This is a genomic window from Pseudomonas sp. CF161 (assembly GCF_000416215.1).
Classification (GTDB): Bacteria; Pseudomonadota; Gammaproteobacteria; order Pseudomonadales; family Pseudomonadaceae; genus Aquipseudomonas.
The window spans coordinates 83,223-103,654 of sequence record NZ_ATLP01000052.1; the positions used below are offsets into that span (position 1 = coordinate 83,223).

Below are 20,432 nucleotides of genomic sequence, written 5' to 3' on the forward strand. Positions count from 1 at the left end.
GAAATCGCTGCCCCGGCGCCGCAGCGCCAGGGTGTGGGCGCCTAGAGCTGGGTCAAGGCGATTGTGTCGACGCTCGGGGTGGCCGGGTGAAACTGCGGGCCCGGGCCGTTGCGCCATTGTTCGAGCAAGTGCGCCTGGCGCTGCTCGGCGTGGCCCAGGAAACGTTCCTTGACCGGGCCGTAGCCGCGCACGCTGTCGGGCAGCTCCAACAGGTCCTGGGCCAGTTGCAGTTTCTCGAGGCTCAGGCCTTGCAGCACCTCGTCCATGAGGGCTTCGTAGTTGGCCAGCCAGGCCCGCTCCACCCGGCGCTCATGGGTGTAGCCAAACGGGTCGAGCCAGGTGTTGCGCAGGAACTTGAGCCTGGCCAGCAGTTTGAAGCCCTGGAGCATCCAGGGTCCGAAGCTGCGTTTTTTCGGGTCGCGGCCGCCGGCGTTGTCGTTCAGCAGCGGCGGCGCCAGGTGGAAGCGCAGGCTGTAGTCGCCCTCGAAGGTGGCGCGAATCTTTTCCAGGAACTCGCCGTTGGTGAACAGCCGGGCCACCTCGTATTCATCCTTGATCGCCAGCACCTTGAAGTAGTAGCGGGCCACGGCGGCCGAGAGTTTCCCCGGTTGCCCGAGCAACGCCGTTTCCGCCGCCATGAATTGCCCGACGCGCTGCCGGTAACACTCGGCATAGGCCGGGTTCTGGTAGGCGCTGAGGGACGCGATGCGTCGTGCCAGGGTTTCTTCCAGGCTCTGGGACAGCAGGCGGTCGGCAGCGTGCACCTGGCCGGCCTGCAATTTGCGCAGGACCCGTGGCAGGTCCTGGGCGCTGCGCCGGCCCCAGGCAAAGGCCGCAAGGTTGAAGGCCACGGCGGTGCCATTGAGCTCGATGGCTTGCAGCAGCGCGGCTTCACCCACCGGCAACCAGCCTTTCTGGTAGGCATAGCCGAGCATGAAGGTGTTGGTGGCAATCGAGTCGCCCATCAGCGCCGTGGCGATCTTGCTGGCGTCGATAAAGTCCGCGCGGTCCGGCCCCACAGCTTCGGCGATCTGCGCCGACATGCTGCGGCTATGGAACTGCGGGTCCGGGTGTTGCTGCAGGTCGCCGCTCTGCGCCTGTTGGGCAAAGGTGCGGACAAAGGCGCTGGTGATGCTTTCTTCACTGTTGACCAAGGCATGGGTCACGCCCTGGCGCAGCTTGGAGAGGGTTTCGCTGTTGGCGCTGACCACCAGGTCGCAGCCCAGCAGCAGGGCGGCTTCACCTTCGGCGATGCGCGGGGCGAACAGTTGCTCCTGGTGGGCGGCGATGCGGATGTGGGACCACACCGCGCCACCTTTTTGCGCCATGCCGGCCATGTCCAGGTTGAGCGTGCCCTTGCCTTCGATAAATGCCGCCATGCCGAGCAGGGCGCCGATGGTCACCACGCCGGTGCCGCCGACCCCGGTCACCAGAATGCTGTAGGGCTGGTCCAGGGCCATGCTGGCGGGGCTCGGCAAGTCCCAGGTTTCGTCGGCAGCGGTGGCCAGCGCCTTGGGCTTGCGCAAGGTGCCGCCCTCGACCGTGACGAAGCTGGGGCAAAAACCGTTGAGGCAGGTGAAGTCCTTGTTGCAGGACGACTGATCGATTTCCCGCTTGCGGCCGTACTCGGTTTCCACCGCCACCACCGACATGCAGTTCGATTTGCTGCTGCAATCGCCGCAGCCTTCGCACACGGCTTCGTTGATCACCACCCGGCGCGCCGGGTCGGGGAACTTGCCGCGCTTGCGCCGGCGGCGTTTTTCCGCGGCGCAGGTCTGGTCGTAGATGATCGCCGACACCCCCGGGAACTGCCGCAGCTCGTGCTGTATCTCGTCCATCTTGTCGCGGCGCAGCACCGGCACGCCGTCTGCCAGGTCATGGATGTGCTGGTATTTCTCCACGTCGTCGCTGACCACCACAAGCCTCTGTACGCCTTCGGCTGCCAACTGCCGGCTGATCTGCGCCACGCTGAGGCTGCCGTCCACCGGCTGGCCGCCAGTCATGGCCACGGCGTCGTTGTAGAGGATCTTGTAGGTGATCTGCACCTTGGCCGCGATGGCCGCGCGAATCGCCAGGATGCCCGAGTGGAAGTAGGTGCCGTCCCCCAGGTTGGCGAATACATGCTGGGTGGTGGTGAAGGGCGCCTGGCCGATCCAGGCCACGCCTTCGCCGCCCATCTGGCTGAAGGTCTGGGTTTGCGGGTAGATCCAGGCGGCCATGTAGTGGCAACCGATTCCGGCCAGCGCACGGCTGCCCTCGGGGACCTTGGTCGAGGTGTTGTGCGGGCAGCCGGAGCAGTAGTGGGGCACGCGCTCCATCAGGTTGCTGAACTGGCCTTTGCTCGCCAGTTGCGCATCGAGCACCGCCAGCCGCACTTGCAGCGGGCCGCTTTGATGCAGGCGCAAGATGCGCTTGGCCAGGGCCCGGGCAATCATCGCCGGGGTCAGGTCGTTGACCGCCGGAAGCAGCCAGTCGGTGTGCGGCAGGCTCCATTCACCCTTGTCGTCGAACTTGCCGACGATGCGCGGGCGAACGTCTTCGCGCCAGTTGTAGAGTTCTTCCTTGAGCTGGTACTCGATCATGTGGCGTTTTTCTTCGACCACCACTATCTCTTCCAGGCCTTCGGCGAACTGCCGGACGCCTTCGGCCTCCAGCGGCCAGACCATGCCCACCTTGTACACGCGCAACCCGATCTGCTGCGCCAAGGCGTCGTCGATACCCAGGATTTTCAAGGCCTGGCAGACGTCCAGGTAAGACTTGCCGGAGGTGATGATGCCGAGCCGGGCCTTGGCCGAGTCCAGCACGATGCGATCGAGGCGGTTGGCGCGGGCATAGGCCAGGGCCGCATACAGTTTGTGCTCCAGCAGCCTTTGTTCCTGGGCCAGGGGCGGGTCCGGCCAACGGATATTCAGGCCGCCCTGGGGCAGGGCGATGTCCGGGATCAGCGGTTGCACACGGTGTATGTCGATGTCGACGATGGCCGCGCTTTCCACGGTATCGGCGACCGCCTTGAGCGCCACCCAGCAGCCGGAATAGCGCGACATGGCCCAGCCGTGCATGCCGTAGTCGAGGTATTCCTGCACCCCGGAGGGGGCCAGCACCGGCATCATCACCGCCTTGAAAATGTGCTCGGTCTGGTGCGGCAGCGACGAGGAACGGGCGCCATGGTCATCGCCGGCAATCGCCAGGACCCCGCCGAAACGCGAGGTGCCGGCGGCATTCGCGTGGCGGAACACATCGCCGCAGCGGTCGACGCCCGGGCCTTTGCCGTACCACATGCCGAACACGCCGTCGTAGGTTGCGCCCTCGAACAGGTTGACCTGCTGCGTGCCCCAGATCGAGGTCGCGGCGAGGTCTTCGTTCATCCCGGGGTGGAACACCGTGTGGTGCTCCTTGAGGTAGTCGCGGGCCTTCCACAACGCCTGGTCGAAGCCGCCCAGGGGCGAGCCGCGATAGCCGGAAATGAACCCGGCGGTGTTCAGGCCGTTGGCCAGGTCGCGCTGACGCTGCATCAGGGGCAGGCGGACCAGCGCCTGGATCCCGGTGAGCAAAACTTTTCCGCTGTGCTGGACGTACTTGTCATCCAGGGACGGGGACGCACTCATGTTCATCCTCCAGGCTTTATTCTCGCGACGGCGCCGGGAGCATGGCGTCGCCTTGTTGTGGGCCGGAGTCTAGGGAGCGTCCTTGCCATCGTAAAATCACAAAAACAGGCAGGTGGTATTGGCTTTGCAGATACCGGGTCCGGGCTGCAGCGCTGGGTGTGTGAAGCCTGCAAGGGTGTGTCCTGATCAGTGTTTGGTTTGCTGCTCAGGCCCCGACGCCAGGCGCTGCTCCGCGTTGTTTGGGGGCGTCCACCAGGACCCTTGAATCAGTGTTTGGTAAATTTATGGACAAATAATAGAAAAATGTTCAACTATTGCTCGATGCGCAACCTTAAAACAAAACAGACAAGGAGCATGCCATGCGTGCAGCAATCATTTCCGAACGCAATGCGCCGCCGCTGGTGGGTGAGTTTCGTGACCCACAACCCCAGGACGGCGCGGTTCTGATCGACGTCGACACGGCCGGCCTGGGCGGTTGGGATGTGCTGGGGGCGTACCGGCTCGGGGTGGAATACCCCTGCGTCATTCGCGGCGAAGGCGTGGGCCGCGCCCCGGACGGGCGCCGGGTGTATTTCGGTGAGCGCTCGGTGTTGCCCTTTGGCGCCTGGGCCGAGCGCACCCTGGTGCCCCAGGCGGAAGTCTGGGACGTGCCGGACGAGGTTGACGACAAAACCGCGATCAGCATGGGCATCGCCGCCACCGGCGCCATCGTGCCGCTGGAGAAAGCGCAGATTCAGAAGGGCGAGAAGGTCCTGATCCTGGGCGCCACCGGTACGCTTGGCCAGATCGCCTTGCAACTGGTGCGCGGCATGGGCGCCGGCAAGGTGGTGGGTGCGGCGCGTTCTGCCCAGGCCCTGGAGCGCCTGCGGTCGCGCGGGATGGCCGATGCCGTGGTGGCCCTGGGCAGCAGCGATGATGTCGCTGCGCTCAAGGATGCCGCCGATGGCGGATTCGATGTGGTGCTCGACCTGGTGTGCGGGCAGCCCATGCTGACGGCGTTGAAGGCCACCAACTGGGGCGCACGGATCATGACCATCGGCACCGGCGCCGGGCGCCAGCTCAACCTGGACATCGCCGACCTGCTGTTTCGCAACCTGTCCTGCATCGGCACCGGACAGCGTCCGCCCGCAGACCGCGAGCAGATCTGGCGGCGATTGCTGACGATTGCCCGCGAGCAGCAGATCCAGGTCGACTACGCCGACTACACCCTCGATCAGGCGGCACAAGCCTGGGCGGCGCAGGTTGCGGGGCCCCACGCCAAAATCACCGCGACCATTCGCCGCTAAGTCCTCTGGATGGCCAAGGCGCCCTCGATGGGGCGTCTTTCAGTGCTGGCCCAGGTTTGACGACGGCTCCTTAATTCCGCGGGCAGGCAGCAGGGCACCCGATGACCAAGGGCAAAGATATTTCCATGCGCCAGTTGCGCTATTTTGTGGCCGCCGCCGATACCGGGCAGTTTTCCCAGGCGGCGCTCAAGGTGCACGTGTCGCAGTCGGCGATCACCGCCGCGGTCCTGCAACTGGAGGGCACCCTGGGCGTCAGCCTGTTCGAGCGCCTGCCCCATGGAGTGACGCTGACCGCCGAAGGCAACAAGTTCGCCCAGCATGCACGGCATATCCTCGACACCCTGCAGGACGCCCTCAGCGAGCCGCTGTTTCTGAGCCATGCCATGCGCGGCACGGTGCGTGTTGGCGCTTCATACACGGTGCTGGGCTACTTTCTGCCGGCGTTGCTGGCACGCTTCAAGCGCAGCTACCCGCAGGTCGAGATCGATCTGGTCGACATGGACCGCCAGAGCATCGAGGCCGCGGTGAGCAATGGCGACCTCGACCTGGGCCTGGCCATTGTGTCCAACACCCCCAACCTGCAAGTGTTCGCGCACCAGGTGTTGATTCGCTCGCGGCGCCAGCTGTGGCTGTCCAGCCAGCACCCGCTAATGGCGGCCAGCTCGATCAATCTTGAAGACGTGGCCGAGCACGCCTATATCCTCGCCACGCTGGATGAGGGCGATGCCTCGACGCTGCGCTACTGGGAGTCCCGTGGCCTGGCGCCCAAGGTGGCGTTTCGCACCTCGTCCCTGGAGGCATTGCGTGGCCTGGTGGGGCACGGCTTCGGCGTGACGATTCTGTCGGACATGCTGTACCGGGCCTGGTCCCTGGAGGGCAAGAAGATCGAGATCCGGCCGCTGGTGGACGCGATTCCCCCCATGGAACTGGGGCTGATCTGGCTCCCGGACCAGCACCTGTCGGAGCCGGCCCAGGCCTTGCGCCAGTTCCTGATCATGGCCTGCGCGTCCTAGGCCTTCAGCGGCAGGTACAGCCTTTGGCCGGCCAGTGGCCGTTGTTCATCAGGCTGTCGAAGGTCTCGGTCATTTCCCGCGCCGAATTCGGGTAACCATGGCGCACCCACCATAGCCACAGCCCGATCAGCGCTCCGACAAAACAGCGCACCGCCACTTCGCCCCGCATCTGCGCCACCTGGTACAGCCCCTGTTTCCGGTAGTGCTCGCGCACCTGGATGATCAGGATGTTTTCCAGGTGGGCGAGGATCACGCTCTGCCCGGGCCCGCTGAAAAAAGACGTGGTCAGCGCCGCATGGCGCTCGGTGGCACTGAACAGCCAGGTCGAGACATCCAGCACCACGCGGCGGTCGCCACTGACTTCGGTGACTTTGGTGGCGGGTGTGCCGATGGCTTCGTAGCCGGCGGCGATCAGGTCTTCCTTGTCGCGAAAGTGGGCGTAGAACGTGGAGCGGGCCACCCCCGTGCGATCCAGCAGTTCCTGAACGGTGATTTCGCCGTAGTCCTTTTCCAGGGCCAGGCGGTACATGTGGTCCAGCAACAGTTCGCGGGTGCGTTGCGAGCGCAGGGCATGGCGCTGTCTGGAGTGGCTTTTGTCGGCTAATTGTACGGAAGCGGAACGAGTCATCCGGTACCTCTGCTGAGCGTTCTTATTGGAGTCTTGGCGCCCGGCATGGCAGCTGCCTGGCGGTGAGGTTTAAACAGTGGCATAGGCTTTTCTGTGCAAGCAACCTAAGTTTTAGAACAGTTTGCACAAAAGTGTTAATTGTTGGCCGGTTCGCCGAACAGATTCGCGGTTCTGTTCGTTGTGGCTTAAGGCACTCGGTCTTACCGTATCTCCAGTCCGTCAGAGACCCTGGAGAATAATAATGAGCCACACCCCCGCCACCCCGATACCTGTTCCCGCACAGGTTGCGCTGCACCTGATAGGCCATTTCGATCTCTGGATCCCGCGCCGCTGCGAGAATCTGCGGTGCACCCTCCAGGCCTCACACCCCTTAATCAGCATCGGCCTCACGCCTTACGCCCGGTTGCCCGTCGATGCACAGCAGCCCTTCCGGGGCTAATGGATCCAGGCGGCCTCCGGCTTACCGCAACCTGAAAAAGAAGAACCAGCATGAGCAAAACCTACGACTACATCATCATCGGCGCGGGGTCGGCTGGCTGTGTCCTGGCCAACAGACTGTCCGCCGACCCCCAGGTCTCGGTGCTGTTGATCGAGAGTGGCCCGGAGCACAGCAGTCCCTTGATCGCCATGCCCCGAGGCATCGGCAAACTGCTCAGCCCAGGCAACCCCCATGTCTGGAGCTACCAGGCGGCCCGGGGCGAGGGCATGGGTGACGAACAGTGGCTCAAGGGCAAGACCCTGGGCGGCTCCAGCTCGGTGAACGGCATGGTCTATGTGCGCGGCGCACCGGCCGACTACGACCACTGGGAAGCGCAAGGCTGCGTGGGCTGGGGCTGGGCCGATATGGGCCGGCAATTTGTAGCCCTGGAAGACCACCAGTTGGGGGCCAGCCAGTGGCGCGGCGTGGGCGGACCGCTCAAGGTCACGCTGCATCCCTCGGGCGATGCCCTGTGCGACGCCGTGATCAGCGCGGCGGGAGCGCTGGGCGTGGCACGCAGCGAAGACACCAACCACGTCGACGCCGTCAGTTGCGGCGGCTTTGGCTACCAGCCCCAGACCACCTGGAAGGGCCAGCGCTTCAGCGCCGCCAGGGCCTTCCTCGACCCGGTGCGCCGCCGGCCGAACCTGACGGTGATGACCGGCGTCGACGTGCAACGCATCGAGTTCACCCTGCGCCGGGCCTCTGCGGTGCGGGTCAGCGGCGGCGACGGCCAGACGCGGTTCACGGTGCGCCGCGAGGTGCTGCTGTGCGCGGGGGCCATCGAATCGCCCAAGCTGTTGCAACTGTCCGGTATCGGCCCGGCCGAGCTGTTGCAGCGGCTGGGGATCCCGCTGTTGCAGGACGCCCCCGAAGTCGGTCGCAACCTGCGCGAGCACGTGTACATGGCCATGCAGTACCGGGTCACCCGGGGCAGCTTCAACCATTGCTTTCATGGCCTGGGCCTGCTCGGCGCCTTGGCCCGCTACTTTCTGCGCAGGAAGGGTCCGATGACGCACGCGGCTCACGAGGCCGGTGGTTTTATCAAGACCCGGCCCGAGCTGGACCGCCCGGACGCGCAAATTGGCGTCAGCCTGTACTCCATGGACGGCGACGGCAACAAGGTGGAGATCGACAAGCAGCCCGGGCTGACCATCGGCGGTTATTTCCTGCGCCCGCAAAGCCAGGGCGAGGTGCGCATCCAGTCGGCGGACCCGAGGGTGCCGCCGCAGATCAACGCCAACTATTTGAGCGCCGAGATCGACCGCACCTCGGCGGTTGCCCTGTTTCGCTGGTTCCGCCGCCTGGCCGCGCAGCCGGCGCTGAAGCCGTTCATCGTCGCCGAGCTGACCCCCGGCGCACCGGTGCAGAGCGATGAGCAGATCCTGTCTGCGTTTCGCCACTTCGGCCAGACCGCCTACCACGTTTCCGGCACCTGCCGCATGGGCGCCGACAGCACCTCGGTACTCGACCCTGAACTGCGTGTGCGCGGCGTCGCGGGCCTGCGGGTGGTCGATACCTCGGTGATGCCGTGCCTGGTGTCCGGCAACACCAATGCCCCGGCCATGGCCATCGCCATGCGTGCCGCAGAACTGATCACCGGTATACCCTCAGGAGCCCCAGCACCATGAATCAGCACACCCGCCACCCCGGCAACAGTGATGTTCCCTTCACCCACCTGGACCATCTGTATATCGACGGGGCCTGGGTCAGCGTCGACGGCCCGCTGGAAGCCGTGCTCAACCCGGCCACCGAAGCGGTGATCGGCTGGGCTCCGGTCGGTGACCGGCACAGCGCCGACGCCGCACTGGTCGCGGCGCGGCATGCCTTCGACAACGGTCCCTGGCCCTGGTTGAGCATGGCTGAACGCGGCGCTTACCTGCGGCGCATGCACGCTGCGCTGGTGGCCCGCCGGGAACAGCTTGCGGCGCTGATCATCGCCGAGGTGGGCTGCTCCCAGGGCGTGACCTACGCCATGCAGGTGGACATGCCCCTGGCCCATGTATTGACCGCCATCGAGCAGTCACTGCACAGCGACAGCCAGCAGATCCCGGTGCACGCCAACCCCAATCCGTTCAACCCGGGCGGGCCGATGCTGCTGGGCAGCGGCACCGTCGAGCGCGAGCCGATCGGGGTGGTAGCAGGCATCACCGGCTACAACTTCCCGTTCCTGCTCAACCTGGCCAAGGTTTTTCCGGCCTTGCTGGCGGGTAATACCCTGGTGCTCAAACCTTCGCCCTTCACGCCGTATTCGGCATTGCTGTTCGGCGAGATCGCCGAGGAAATCGGCCTGCCCAGGGGCGTGTTGAACATTGTCACCGGCGGCATCGAGGTCGGCAGCCAGTTGAGCAGCGACCCGCGGGTGGACATGGTCTCGTTCACCGGGTCGGAAGCCGTGGGCATCAGCATCATGAGCCAGGCCGCGCCGACCCTGAAGCGTGTGCATCTGGAGCTGGGTGGCAAGTCGGCTCTGATCGTGCGTGCCGATGCCGACATCCAGGCCACCGCCCTGGGCGCGGTAGCCGGCCTGGCGGTGAATGCGGGGCAGGGCTGCGCGCTGCTGACCCGGTTCGTGGTGCATCACTCGGTGCGCGAGCAGTTCGTGCAGTGCGCCAAGGCGATTGCCGGGCAGTGGAAGATCGGCGACCCGGCGGACCCCAGCGTGATGATGGGCCCGCTGATTCGCGAGTCGCAGCGGGCCAAGGTCGAGCGCTTCATCGCCAGCGGTCGCGATGCCGGGGCCACCCTGGTCTGCGGTGGCGGACGCCCGGCGCACCTGCGCCAGGGGTTTTTCAGCGAGATCACCCTGTTCGATAACGTGCGCAACGACATGACCGTGGCCCAGGAAGAAATCTTCGGCCCGGTGGGCGTGGTCCTGGGATTCGACAGCGACGAGGAGGCGGTGGCCATCGCCAACGATTCGCGCTTCGGCCTCAACGGCGCCGTGGCCTCGGCCGATGCCGCCACTGCCTATGCCCTGGCCAGGCGCATCCGTGCCGGCAGCGTGTACCTCAACGGCGGCAGTGGCGGCCTGCCGTACGCGCCGATCGGCGGTTTCAAACGCTCCGGGATCGGCCGCGAATTCGGGCCGAACTGGCTGAAAGAGTTCACTCAGGAAAAATCCATCATCTACCCCATCGGGCGCTAGCCGCGACGCCCTTCGGCGACGCAGACAGCACGACTGACAATAAAAACAAAAGGTGGTTTGCATGAAACACATGAGTACACAGGGAGCCCTGCGTGCGCGGTACACCCTGGCACTGCTGGTGGTCGCCGAGCTGGCGCTGGGGCAGGGCCGTAGCGCGCTGGCGGCTTCCATCGAGCTGCCGGACCCGGATTACCGCCTGCGCTGGGACAACACGCTGCGCTACAACCTGGGCATGCGCATGGAGCACCAGGACCGGCGCATCATGAACAACCCCAGTTACGACGAGTCCGATGGCAAGTTCGACAAGGGCGACATTGTCACCAACCGCGTCGACGTGCTCAGCGAAATCGACTTTTCATACCGCAAGGACTGGGGCGCGCGGGTCAGCGCCGCGGGCTGGTATGACCAGGCCTATCACGATAACGATGTGCGCAGCCACGTCGCGGGCTACCAGAGCAGCTACGACAACGATCGCTACAGCGGGCAGGTCAAGCGCTACGCCGAAGGCCCGTCGGGGGAAATTCTCGATGCCTTCGTGTGGAAGAATTTCCGCCTCGGCGATGCCTCGGTCAACATCAAGGCGGGTCGTCACACCAACTACTGGGGCGAAGGCTTGCTGTTTGGCGCCCATGCGATTTCCTACTCCCAGGCGCCCCTGGACGGGGCCAAGGCCGTGACCAGCCCGGGTATCGAAACCAAGGAAGTGTTCCTGCCCATCGGGCAGATCTCGGCCAAGGCCCAGGCCACCGATAACCTGACCCTGGCGGCGCAGTATTTCTACGAGTGGGACTACACCCGCATGCCTTACGGCGGGACCTACTTCGGCGCCGCCGACCCGTTTTTCGAAGGCCCGGACCGGCTGCCGGTGGCGCCGGGGTTTTCCTTCAAGCGCGAGCAATCCAGGTTTGGCCGCGACTCCGCCAACTGGGGGGTGATGGCCAAGTACGACGTCGATGCGATCCAATCCACCCTCGGCCTGTACTACCGCCAGTTCGACGACTATCAACCCTGGCTGGCGCCGCAGGTGTCGGCCGCCACCGCCAGCTACCGCCTGGTTTACCCGCGTAACGTCAAGTTGCTCGGCCTGAGCTTTTCCACCGTGCTGGACACGGTGTCGGTCGGCAGCGAGATCTCCTACCGCAAAGGGGGGGCGTTGAATGCGGTGGGCATTGACCCGGACGATAACCAGGGCCCGCGCGGCGACAGCCTGCACTTCGTGGCCAACGCGGTGTACGGCGTGCCGCGCAACTTCATCGCCAAGAACGCCACCCTGGTCGGCGAGTTCGTCTACAGCCACCTGCGCAAAGTGACCGAGCACGAAGAGCTGTACCTGGGCGAGCACAGCGCCAATTGCGTGGACCCCAAGGTCGGCACGCCGGGCTCGGGGAGCAAGCGTGATGGCTGTTCGACCCGTGACTACGCGGCCCTGGCAGTCAATTACACGCCGCAGTACCTGTCGGTGCTGCCGTCGTGGGACATGAGCGTGCCGCTGACCGTCAACTATGGCCTGTACGGCAATGCCGCCACCGCCGGCGGCGGTAACGAAGGTGCCCTGACCTGGTCCGCCGGGGTGCAGATGACCTATGCCCAGCGTTACGAGTTCGGCCTGCGGTATGCCGACAGCGCGGCCCAGTCCAGGACCGGCCCCGGCGATGGGGTCGGCGGCAACGGCGCCGTGGGCGGAACCGACCGTGGCTGGCTGGCCTTCACCTTCAAAACCTCCATCTGACATAGCCAAAAACGGAGTACCTGTTTATGAAAGGACAATGTGCATGGGCGCTGGCGCTGTTGAGCGTCGCCACTTGCAGCCTGGGTGCGGCACCGGCCGACCAGGTGGCGCAGATTGGCAAGAGCCTTACCCCGTTCGGCGCAATCATCGCGGGCAATGCCGATGGCAGCATTCCCCCCTACACCGGCGGCCTACGGCAAAGCCCGCCGGGTTTCAAGCCGGACAGCGGGTTCTGGGTCGACCCGTTCAAGGATGAGAAACCCTTGCTGCGCATCGACTCGAAGAACATGCAGCAGTACGCCGACCGGCTGAGCGGCGGCCAGAAAATGCTCCTGAGCAAATTCCCCGAGTACTACCTGGACATCTACCCGAGCCATCGCACTGCGGCCTACCCGCAAGAGATGCTCGATGCCACCGTGCGCAATGCCAGCACCTGCCATGCCACCCGGGATAACCTGGCGGTGGACCCGGCGTGCCGTGGCGGGCTGCCGTTCCCGCTGCCCCAAAATGGCAACGAGGTGATCTGGAACCAGCAACTGCGCTACAAGGGCGCGGGCTACACCACCACCGCGTCGTCCAACAGTTGGGTGGTCGACTCCCAGGGTTCGGTGACCAAGACCGCCGAGTCGGCGACCATGGAAGAGTCCCCGTACTACCAGGTCAAGCAGGCGGATCGTGACCCCCAGCTGTACTACCGTGCCTGGGCGCTGGACAGCTACCCGGCCCGCAGCGCCGGGCAGTTGATCATCCTCGCCGACTACCTTGACCCCCAGGCCCAGCCGCGCCGGGCCTGGAGCTACACCCCGGGCATGCGCCGGATCAAGCTGGCGCCGGAATTCGCCTATGACACCCCGGTGCCGAACCAGGGCGGGGTCAACCTGTTCGACGAGCTGCAGATGTTCTCCGGCAGCCAGGACCGCTTCGACTACAAGCTGGTGGGGCGCAAGGAAATGTACATCCCCTATAACGCCTACAAGTTCTATTTCAGCTGTGGCCAGGAGCAGCAGTTCCAGGCGCACCACGCCAATCCCGCCTGCGAGCGCTGGGAGCTGCACCGGGTGTGGGTGGTGGAGGCCACGCTCAAACCCGGCAAGCGCCACGTGTACAGCAAGCGCACCTATTACCTGGACGAAGACACCTTCGGTGCCGGTTTGTACGACGCCTGGGACCAGGCCGGAGTGCTGTACCGCGCGCTGTTCCAGAGCGGGGTGCAGCTGTATGACAAGAACCTGCCGTACACCGTGAAAAACGTCAGTTACGACTTCAACAAGGGCATGTGGTCGTTGCTCAACGACGGCCTCAAGGGCGGCTATCAGGTGCACGATGCGCCGCTGTCCGAGCGCGACATGAAGCCCGAGTCGATCGTGTCCCAGGAAACCCAGCGCTGATCACCGCCGAGCACGCATTGGCGGCCTGTGAGGGCCGCTTTTTTTTGCCCGGGTTTTAGCGTGCGCAGGTTTGTCGGCAGTCGGGACGGCGGCGCAGCTACAGATTTAAATGAACAGATATTTAAAATGTGTTTATATTATTCCCGGGCGCAGTTGCCCACTCACGCGACCCGAGCGGCCCGCCAGGCGGCCGTTCAGTCCGCTGGCTGATTATAAAAAGGAGAACGCCATGCTGATTGATGTCCACGCCCATCTGCTGACCGAAGGCATGCTTAACCGTCATGAATTCTGGGGCCCGTTCATGAAGGTCCAGGGCCTGACAGTGGGCCACTTTTCCCTGGGCACTAAGCAACCGGCCAAGGCCGCCACCGATGCCGAGGCCCAGGCCAACCTCCTGGCGCGCATGACCCATGCCAGCCGCCGCACGCTGATGGCCGAGCGCGGAGTCGACAAGCTGGTGATGTCCACGCCGTCCCACTGCTTCATGTATTGGGCGGGGGATTTTGCCAATGAGTACGCGCGCATCTGCAACGACGAGTTGTCGGCGTTCTGCCGCGCCGATCCCGACCACTTCGATTTCTGGTGCCACGCCAACCTGGCGGACCCGGAGCAGGCCGCCCGGGAAATCGACCGCGCGGTGACCCAGTTGGGGGCTCGGGGCGTGTGTGTCGGCGGGGCCAACTTCAATGGCCTGGAGGCCCATGACGAGCGCCTGTATCCGGTCTGGGAAAAGCTCACCCAGCTGGATGTGCCGATCATGGTGCACGGCTTCAACCAGTCGATTTACTGGGGGCAGAAACACACCGACGACAAGTTCGAGACCACCTCGATCGTGGGCGACTGCGTCGATGAAACCCTGTTTTTCTGGTACCTGATCTGCGGCGGCGCACTGGATGTGTTCCCGACCCTGAAAACCTACATCACCCACGCCGGCGGCATGGCGGTGTTCCAGTTGGGGCGCCTGAGCGAGCTGAACCGGGCCATGGCCCCGGACTCGCGCAACCAGCGGCCGCTGATGGACTACCTGCAGAATTTCTATTTCGACCTGGACGTGCATGCGCCGGGCCTGCGCCGTGGGGTTGCCGAAGTGGTGGGGGCCGAGCGCCTGCTGTATGGCACCAACTTTGGTGGGGCCTATGACCATGGCGACCTGACGGCCGGGCTCGGTTTGTCGAGCCATGACCGGGAGCGGATCCGCAGCGGCAACGCCATCGAACTGCTCAAGCTCAAGGTGCCGGCCGGCAGCGATCGGGTTCTGGTGCCATGACCGGCGACCTGCTGGCGATGCAGGTCGGCCGCCCGTATCCGCAGCGCAGCGGGCGCCTGCCCCGGCAGTTGCAGGAGATCGACGCGGCCTGGCTCACGGGGTTGCTGCAACCGCGTTACCCGGGGATCGAGGTGCAGGTCCTGGACGTGCTCGAAGTGCGCAACGGGCACACCACCAAGCTGCGTGCCCGCTTGCAGCTGAACGAGGTGGGCCAGCGTGCGGGCATTGCGCCCCATGTGTGCTTGAAGTCGAACTGGTCCGAAGGGTTTGAAAGCGGCGATATCTGTGAGCTGGAGGCGCGCTTTTATCAGCTGGCCCGCAACTGGCCCCAGGCGCCGCTGCCGGTCAGCTATTTCTGCGACTGGGACGCCGATGGCGGCGGCCGGGGCGTGGTGATGATGGAGGACCTGGGCCTGGCTCCCGGGCAGTTCGGCCACAGCACCGATCACCTGGGGGTGGACGGTGTGGCGGCGGGCCTGGAGTCACTGGCGACACTGCATGGCGCCACCTGGGGCAGCGAGCTGTTGCAGCGCCAGAGCTGGTTGCCGGTGTCGATGGCGAACCCGGTGGACAGCAACGGGCTGCTGCGCATGTACAACTACATCAAGGTCAACCTGCGCAAGCCGGAGTATCTGCAGCTATTGCCGGCATGGATGTATGAGGCCCCGGAGCTGTTCAGCCAGGCCTTCGACGAGCTGGCGGCGTTCGAGCTGGATCAGCGGTCGCCCAGTTGCCTGATCCATGGTGACTCCCATCAGGGCAACAGCTTTTTACGCAGCAGCGGCCAGCGCATCTGGCTCGATTGGCAGCTGGCCCGGCGTGGCCGGCCATGGCGGGATGTCGCGTATTTCATGCTCGGTGCCCTGACCGTGGAGGAGCGGCGCGCCGAAGCCCCGGCGCTGTTGCGGGTGTACCGCGAGAAGCTGCTCAGCCTGGGCGCCGAAGGGGTGCTGGGCCAGGACGCTGCCTGGGAGCAATTGCGCCGTTGGCCGGTGTGGGGCATGCAGACCTGGATGTCGAACATGGACGACTGGGGCCAGGTCGGGTTGCCGATGGTGGAGCGTTTTTTTGCCGCCGCCGAAGACTTCGACACCCTGCGCCTGCTGACCCACGGTCGCCGGCCACGGCGGACGCCGATCCTGGGGCAGCACGCACGGCCGTTGGCGCCGGCCTACCAGCACCTGTTGGAGCCATAGCCATGGCCCATCCAGAGCCCCTGCAATTGCAGGGCGCGGATAACTTTCGCAGCCTGCAGGGCCTGCCCAGCCGTTGCGGCCGGCGCATCGGCCGGCATGCGCTTATGCGCGCCGACCAGTTGCATCGCCTGACCGCGCAGGATTGGCAGGCCCTGCAACAGCTGGGGCTGCGGACCGTCTGCGATTTGCGCAGTGCCGGCGAGCGGGCGCGTTACCCCAGTTGCCTGCCAGGGCCGATGGTGCTGCACCTGCACCTGGACCTCACGGGCGACGGTCCTGGCGACCCACGGCTGGGGGGCGCGGCGCCGGGGCAGGGGGCGCGCGACATGATGCAGGCGATATACCGACGTTTGCCGGGCCTGCTGGCGCCGCACTTGCCGGCCCTGTTCGCGCTGTTTGCGGCGGACCGTGTTCCGGTGCTGGTTCATTGCGCGGCGGGCAAGGACCGTACCGGGGTGGCGGTGGCGATCCTGCTGCATGCCCTGGGGGTGACGCCGCAATCGATCATGGTCGACTACCTGCTTTCGGCGCGGCGCTTCAGCCAGTTGGACCCGCCGCACCAGGAGGCGCTGGGCCACGCGCTGGCGCACTTGCTGGGCGAGTCCCCGAACGAAGCCGCCATGGACGCGGTGCTGGATGCCCGGCCTGAATACTTGCAGGCGGCCCTGGGGGCGATCGACACCGAGTACGGTGGCCTCGAGCGCTACCTGCACCGTTTCAGCGGCCTGGACCCAGCAGGTCTGCAAGGGCTGCGCGACAGCGTGCTGGTGCCCTAGGCCGTCGCCCTGGCCAGGGGCCGGGCGGGCCAGCCCTGGGCCAGGCCGATGCCCAGCAGAATCAGGCCACCGCCTACGGCGTGGTACAGGTGCAGGGTCTCATCGAGCAACAGGATGGCCAGCGCGGCGGTGAACAGCGGTACCAGGTTCATCAGGGCCGCGGTCTTTTCCGGTCCCAGGGTTTGCAGGCCGCGCATCCACAGGCCGGGGGCCAGGGCCGAGGCAAACAGGCCGGCGAACAGCACCAGGGGAATATTGCGCGGGGTCAGGGCAATGGACGGCGCCAGCAGGAACGGCGGCACCAGCAGCAAGGTGCCGCAGACAATCTGCACGTACAGGCTTTCCCAGGTTGGCAGGGGGATTTGCCAACGTTTGACCAGTACGCAATACAGCGCGTAGGACAGCGACGCCAACAGCATCATCAGCTCGCCGCTGCCCACCCCGTGCCGCCACAGCGACGCCAGGTCGCCGGCGGCCAGCAGCCAGGCCAGGCCGGCAAACGACACCAGGGCGCCCAGCAGCAGCGCCGGTGTGGGGCGTGTCTTGAGCACCACAAAGGCCAGCAACACCGTGAGCAGGGGCATGGTCGCCAGGATCAGGCCCATGGAGGTGGCGCTGACGGTATGCGCGGCGAAATAGGCCAGGGACTGGTACAGCGACATGCCGAGCAAGCCCAGCAGCATCAGCCGGGGCAGGTGCGGGCGAATGCTGCGCCGCAGTCGCCAGACCCTGGGCAGCAACACCGGTGACAGCACCAGCAGGGCCGTCAGCCAGCGATAGAACGAAATCGCCGCCGGGTCGATCACTCCCACCGAGAGGCGATTGACCACCGTGCTGGCGGCCCAGATCAGTGATGCGAGGACAGGTAACAGCAGGTTCATTGCGCGGACGCCAAAGTGAGGGGTGCGCGCTGCGCACCGCAATGGCCGCCGCTGGTGCGGCCGTCGGTGAGTGCCGGAGGGGCGCCATGGCCCCCGTCGGGCCCTAGTCGCGGGCGGCGTTGCGCGCCTGGATGGCGGCGGCGAAATCCCGTTTGAGGGTCGGGAAGTAGGCAATCTGCCCACCCATGCCGCCGGCAATATCGATCGACGCGGCGCTGATGAAGCTGGCGTATTCGCTGGCCAGGAACAGCGCCATGCCCGCCACGTCTTCCGGTTTGCCATAGCGGCCGATGGGCACCACTTTCATCACCATGGCGTCGAACTCTTCGCGGCTGACACCCGGGCCCATTTCCCGGTAGTGGCGGTCCCACTGGCCGGTGTCGATCCAGCCCATGTTCAGGCTGTTGACCAGAATGTTGTCCTTGGGCAGGGACATGCCCAGGGAGCGGGAGAGGGCGACGCACGAGGCGCGGTTGATCACTGAGGGAATGCCGTCGGGGGTCGGGATCACCCCGGCCAGGGCGTTGATTTCGATGATGCGCCCCCAGCGCTGTTCGCGCATGTGCGGCACCACCGCCTGGACGAAGCGGAAGTGCCCCATCTGCAGGATATTGGCGTGTTCAAGAATGGCTTCCGGGGTCAGGGTGTCGAGGTTGCCGCCACGGCCCTGGCCGGCATTGTTCACCAGTACATCGACGCCGCCCCAGGCCTGTGCAACTTCGGCGACAAATGCCTTGACCCCGTCACTGTCGGTGACGTCGACGGCCCGGGCAATGACCGCCTGGGCCTGTTCCGCCAATTGCGCGCCGGCGGCGCGAACCGCCTCTTCACTGCGGGCGCAGATCGCGACCCGCGCCCCTTCGGCCGCGAAGGCCCGGGCGATGGCCAGGCCTATGCCCCGCGACGCGCCGGTGATGATGACGCGTTTGGCGCTCAAGTCGATGTTCATGGTGGCTCCTCTTGTTGTTTTACACGCCCGTCGCTGTTTTTTTCCCGGGACGCGGCGTTTTCAGTGAGTCTGCCCGGGCTATTCAAAGCCCAAACGCGAAAAGGGTCAAAGATTATTTGAACGTTTATTGCTTATGTGTGCAGTATTAGTCCTGGCGTTGCCGCCGCCTGGAACCGTTGTCGACCGGTGAGTGTTTAAAATTCTATATGTAGAATTGAAATCTTTATATGGAATTTTAAATCGTGATCCGTTACGGTGCGCTTTAGCTGAGGAGGACTGTGGTCACAGATGCGTGCTAGACCTCGTGAGCCGACCGTCCAAGCGGGACTTGCAACGATCCTGTAGGGTTTCGCAGATCGCTGGAATGACTGTTTGAACGCACAACGACTGAAAATAAAAACAAAAAGGTAGTGTGTATGAAAGACAAGACCAAGCAGGGTCGGCGGGTGCTGACTCAAGGTGCGCTGACGCTGTTGATGGTGGGCAGCGCCCAGGGTTTGATGGCGGCCTCGTTCGATATGTCTAACCCCGACTACCGGGTGCGCTGGGACAATACCGTGCGCTACAACCTGGGCATGCGTACGGACAGCCAGGACCGTCGCATCATGAATACGCCGAACTACGACGAGTCGGACGGAAAGTTCGATAAAGGCGATATCGTGACAAATCGCCTCGATCTGTTGAGTGAGTTCGATTTCTCCTACCTCAACGAGTGGGGCGCGCGACTCAGCGCTGCGGCCTGGTTCGACCAGGCGTACAACGATCACAAGGTCAGCAGCAACGTCCCCGGCTACGCCACCAGCTACCACAACAACCGCTACAGCGACGAAGTGAAGCGCTACGTCAACGGCCCTTCGGGCGAGTTGCTCGATGCCTTCGTCTGGCGCAACTTCAACATCGGCGATACGCCGGTCAACCTGAAGATCGGTCGCCACACCAATTACTGGGGTGAGGGCCTGCTGTTCGGCGCGCACTCCGTGTCCTACTCCCAGGCACCCAGCGATGGGGTGAAAGCCTCCACCAGCCCGGGTATCGAAACCAAGGAAGTGTTCCTGCCGGTTGGCCAGGTGTCGGCCAAGGCCCAGGTCACCGACCACCTGTCTTTGGCGGCGCAGTACTTCTATGAGTGGGAACCGACCCGCATCCCCTATGGCGGCACCTACTTCGGCGGCGCCGACCCGCTGTTCGAAGGGCCGGACCAACTGCCCCTGGCCCCCAATGGCGCTACCCTGCAGCGCCAAGATTCGCGCTTCGGGCGCGATGGCAAGAACTGGGGCGTGATGGCCAAGCTCAACGTCGAGGAAGTCGAATCGACCTTCGGCGCCTACTATCGCCAGTTCGACGATTACCAGCCGTGGCTGGCGCCGCAGGTCAAGGCGGCCCTGGGCTCCTACCGGGTGGTCTACCCACGGGGCGTGAAACTTGCGGGCCTGAGTTTTGCCCGGGTGTTCAATACCGTGGCCGTGGGTACGGAGCTTTCCTACCGCATGAACGGCGCGCTGAATGCCACCGGGGTCAGTGCCCTGGATGACGAAGGGCCGCGGGGCGATACCCTGCACTTCATCGCCAACGCCGTGTACGGCGTACCGCGTAACTTCATTTCGGAAAACGCCACGCTGGTCGGTGAATTTGCCTACAGCCACCTGCAACGTGTGACGGAGCACGAAGAACTGTACAAAGGTGCCGGCACCGCAGCCTGCACCAATGGCAGGACGCCGGGCATCGCCGGTTCCGGCAGCGAGTCCGATGGCTGTTCGTCGAAGAACTACTACGCCGTGGCCGTCAACTACACCCCGCAGTACATCTCGATCTTCCCGTCCTGGGACCTGGATGTCCCGTTCACCGTCAACTACGGCCTGCATGGCAACGCACCCACCGCCGGCGGCGGTAACGAAGGCGCGCTGTCGTACTCGGTCGGGGTGAAGGCCACCTACGCCCAGCTCTATGAGTTCGGCCTGCGTTACGCCGACACCCAGGCGCGTTCCAAGAACCTGGCCAATGGCACCGTCGCCGGCAACGGCGGCGTAGGCGGCACCGACCGTGGCTGGCTGGCGTTCACCTTCAAGACCTCCTTCTGACAAATCCAAT

General features: G+C 64.9%; 14 protein-coding genes. 10 read left to right on the forward strand and 4 right to left on the reverse strand.

All coding sequences use genetic code 11. The features are described from left to right. Window positions 1–41 precede the first annotated feature (41 nt). Window positions 42–3,605 (reverse strand): indolepyruvate ferredoxin oxidoreductase family protein, encoded by a 3,564-nt coding sequence (locus CF161_RS09275; RefSeq protein WP_020296320.1) that lies wholly within the window; start codon window positions 3,603–3,605, stop codon window positions 42–44. Between the two features lie 359 nt (window positions 3,606–3,964). Here CF161_RS09275 and CF161_RS09280 point away from each other — a divergent pair, with 359 nt between their 5' ends. Together CF161_RS09280 and CF161_RS09285 are read left to right on the forward strand one after the other, a co-directional pair. Continuing rightward, window positions 3,965–4,891 (forward strand): zinc-binding dehydrogenase, encoded by a 927-nt coding sequence (locus CF161_RS09280; RefSeq protein WP_020296321.1) that lies wholly within the window; start codon window positions 3,965–3,967, stop codon window positions 4,889–4,891. 101 nt (window positions 4,892–4,992) lie between these two features. After that, the gene (locus CF161_RS09285) at window positions 4,993–5,904 is read left to right on the forward strand and encodes a LysR family transcriptional regulator (RefSeq protein WP_020296322.1); all 912 of its coding nucleotides are present in this window, start codon (window positions 4,993–4,995) and stop codon (window positions 5,902–5,904) included. A gap of 4 nt (window positions 5,905–5,908) precedes the next feature. Here the strand turns inward: CF161_RS09285 and CF161_RS09290 are convergent, their stop codons facing one another. After that, window positions 5,909–6,532: a TetR/AcrR family transcriptional regulator gene (locus CF161_RS09290; RefSeq protein WP_020296323.1), complete on the reverse strand. Its 624-nt coding sequence runs from the start codon at window positions 6,530–6,532 to the stop codon at window positions 5,909–5,911. 489 nt (window positions 6,533–7,021) lie between these two features. Between CF161_RS09290 and CF161_RS09300 the strand changes: the two genes are divergently transcribed. The 7 genes from CF161_RS09300 (at window position 7,022) to CF161_RS09330 (ending at window position 16,514) form a co-directional block, all read left to right on the forward strand. After that, window positions 7,022–8,641, forward strand: a complete 1,620-nt coding sequence (locus tag CF161_RS09300) for a GMC family oxidoreductase (protein WP_020296325.1) — start codon at window positions 7,022–7,024, stop codon at window positions 8,639–8,641. Continuing rightward, window positions 8,638–10,158 carry an aldehyde dehydrogenase family protein gene (locus CF161_RS09305; RefSeq protein ID WP_020296326.1) on the forward strand — a complete coding sequence of 507 codons (1,521 nt, stop codon included), beginning with the start codon at window positions 8,638–8,640 and terminating at the stop codon, window positions 10,156–10,158. The genes CF161_RS09300 and CF161_RS09305 overlap by 4 nt, the downstream gene beginning before the upstream one ends. Window positions 10,159–10,219: 61 nt before the next feature. Then, window positions 10,220–11,887, forward strand: coding sequence for a DUF1302 domain-containing protein (locus CF161_RS09310; RefSeq protein WP_020296327.1), 1,668 nt, complete (start codon window positions 10,220–10,222; stop codon window positions 11,885–11,887). Window positions 11,888–11,913: 26 nt separating this feature from the next. Further along, window positions 11,914–13,275, forward strand: coding sequence for a DUF1329 domain-containing protein (locus CF161_RS09315; RefSeq protein WP_020296328.1), 1,362 nt, complete (start codon window positions 11,914–11,916; stop codon window positions 13,273–13,275). 229 nt (window positions 13,276–13,504) lie between these two features. Next, window positions 13,505–14,542, forward strand: a complete 1,038-nt coding sequence (locus tag CF161_RS09320) for an amidohydrolase family protein (protein WP_020296329.1) — start codon at window positions 13,505–13,507, stop codon at window positions 14,540–14,542. Further along, entirely contained in the window at window positions 14,539–15,738 is a 1,200-nt protein-coding gene (locus CF161_RS09325) for a phosphotransferase (RefSeq protein WP_020296330.1), read from the forward strand. The genes CF161_RS09320 and CF161_RS09325 overlap by 4 nt, the downstream gene beginning before the upstream one ends. A 2-nt stretch (window positions 15,739–15,740) precedes the next feature. Then, entirely contained in the window at window positions 15,741–16,514 is a 774-nt protein-coding gene (locus tag CF161_RS09330; RefSeq protein ID WP_020296331.1) for a tyrosine-protein phosphatase, read from the forward strand. Here CF161_RS09330 and CF161_RS09335 read toward each other — a convergent pair. Both CF161_RS09335 and CF161_RS09340 read right to left on the reverse strand, forming a co-directional pair. Then, window positions 16,511–17,395, reverse strand: coding sequence for a DMT family transporter (locus CF161_RS09335; RefSeq protein WP_020296332.1), 885 nt, complete (start codon window positions 17,393–17,395; stop codon window positions 16,511–16,513). The two genes, CF161_RS09330 and CF161_RS09335, sit on opposite strands and share 4 nt — an antisense overlap. 103 nt (window positions 17,396–17,498) lie before the next feature. Next, complete coding sequence (locus tag CF161_RS09340; RefSeq protein ID WP_020296333.1) at window positions 17,499–18,344, reverse strand: SDR family oxidoreductase; 846 nt, start codon at window positions 18,342–18,344, stop codon at window positions 17,499–17,501. Between the two features lie 416 nt (window positions 18,345–18,760). On the opposite strand from CF161_RS09340, the gene CF161_RS09345 reads away from it, so the two are divergent. Further along, window positions 18,761–20,422: a DUF1302 domain-containing protein gene (locus CF161_RS09345; RefSeq protein ID WP_020296334.1), complete on the forward strand. Its 1,662-nt coding sequence runs from the start codon at window positions 18,761–18,763 to the stop codon at window positions 20,420–20,422. Window positions 20,423–20,432 lie beyond the last annotated feature (10 nt).

Coding starts and splice junctions, on each gene's coding strand:
- CF161_RS09320 (WP_020296329.1), top strand. CDS start 13,505: ATGCTGATTGATGTCCACGCCCATCTGCTGACCGAAGGCATGCTTAAC.
- CF161_RS09330 (WP_020296331.1), top strand. CDS start 15,741: ATGGCCCATCCAGAGCCCCTGCAATTGCAGGGCGCGGATAACTTTCGC.
- CF161_RS09305 (WP_020296326.1), top strand. CDS start 8,638: ATGAATCAGCACACCCGCCACCCCGGCAACAGTGATGTTCCCTTCACC.
- CF161_RS09325 (WP_020296330.1), top strand. CDS start 14,539: ATGACCGGCGACCTGCTGGCGATGCAGGTCGGCCGCCCGTATCCGCAG.
- CF161_RS09290 (WP_020296323.1), bottom strand. CDS start 6,532: ATGACTCGTTCCGCTTCCGTACAATTAGCCGACAAAAGCCACTCCAGA.
- CF161_RS09315 (WP_020296328.1), top strand. CDS start 11,914: ATGAAAGGACAATGTGCATGGGCGCTGGCGCTGTTGAGCGTCGCCACT.
- CF161_RS09310 (WP_020296327.1), top strand. CDS start 10,220: ATGAAACACATGAGTACACAGGGAGCCCTGCGTGCGCGGTACACCCTG.
- CF161_RS09345 (WP_020296334.1), top strand. CDS start 18,761: ATGAAAGACAAGACCAAGCAGGGTCGGCGGGTGCTGACTCAAGGTGCG.
- CF161_RS09285 (WP_020296322.1), top strand. CDS start 4,993: ATGACCAAGGGCAAAGATATTTCCATGCGCCAGTTGCGCTATTTTGTG.
- CF161_RS09335 (WP_020296332.1), bottom strand. CDS start 17,395: ATGAACCTGCTGTTACCTGTCCTCGCATCACTGATCTGGGCCGCCAGC.
- CF161_RS09275 (WP_020296320.1), bottom strand. CDS start 3,605: ATGAGTGCGTCCCCGTCCCTGGATGACAAGTACGTCCAGCACAGCGGA.
- CF161_RS09280 (WP_020296321.1), top strand. CDS start 3,965: ATGCGTGCAGCAATCATTTCCGAACGCAATGCGCCGCCGCTGGTGGGT.
- CF161_RS09340 (WP_020296333.1), bottom strand. CDS start 18,344: ATGAACATCGACTTGAGCGCCAAACGCGTCATCATCACCGGCGCGTCG.
- CF161_RS09300 (WP_020296325.1), top strand. CDS start 7,022: ATGAGCAAAACCTACGACTACATCATCATCGGCGCGGGGTCGGCTGGC.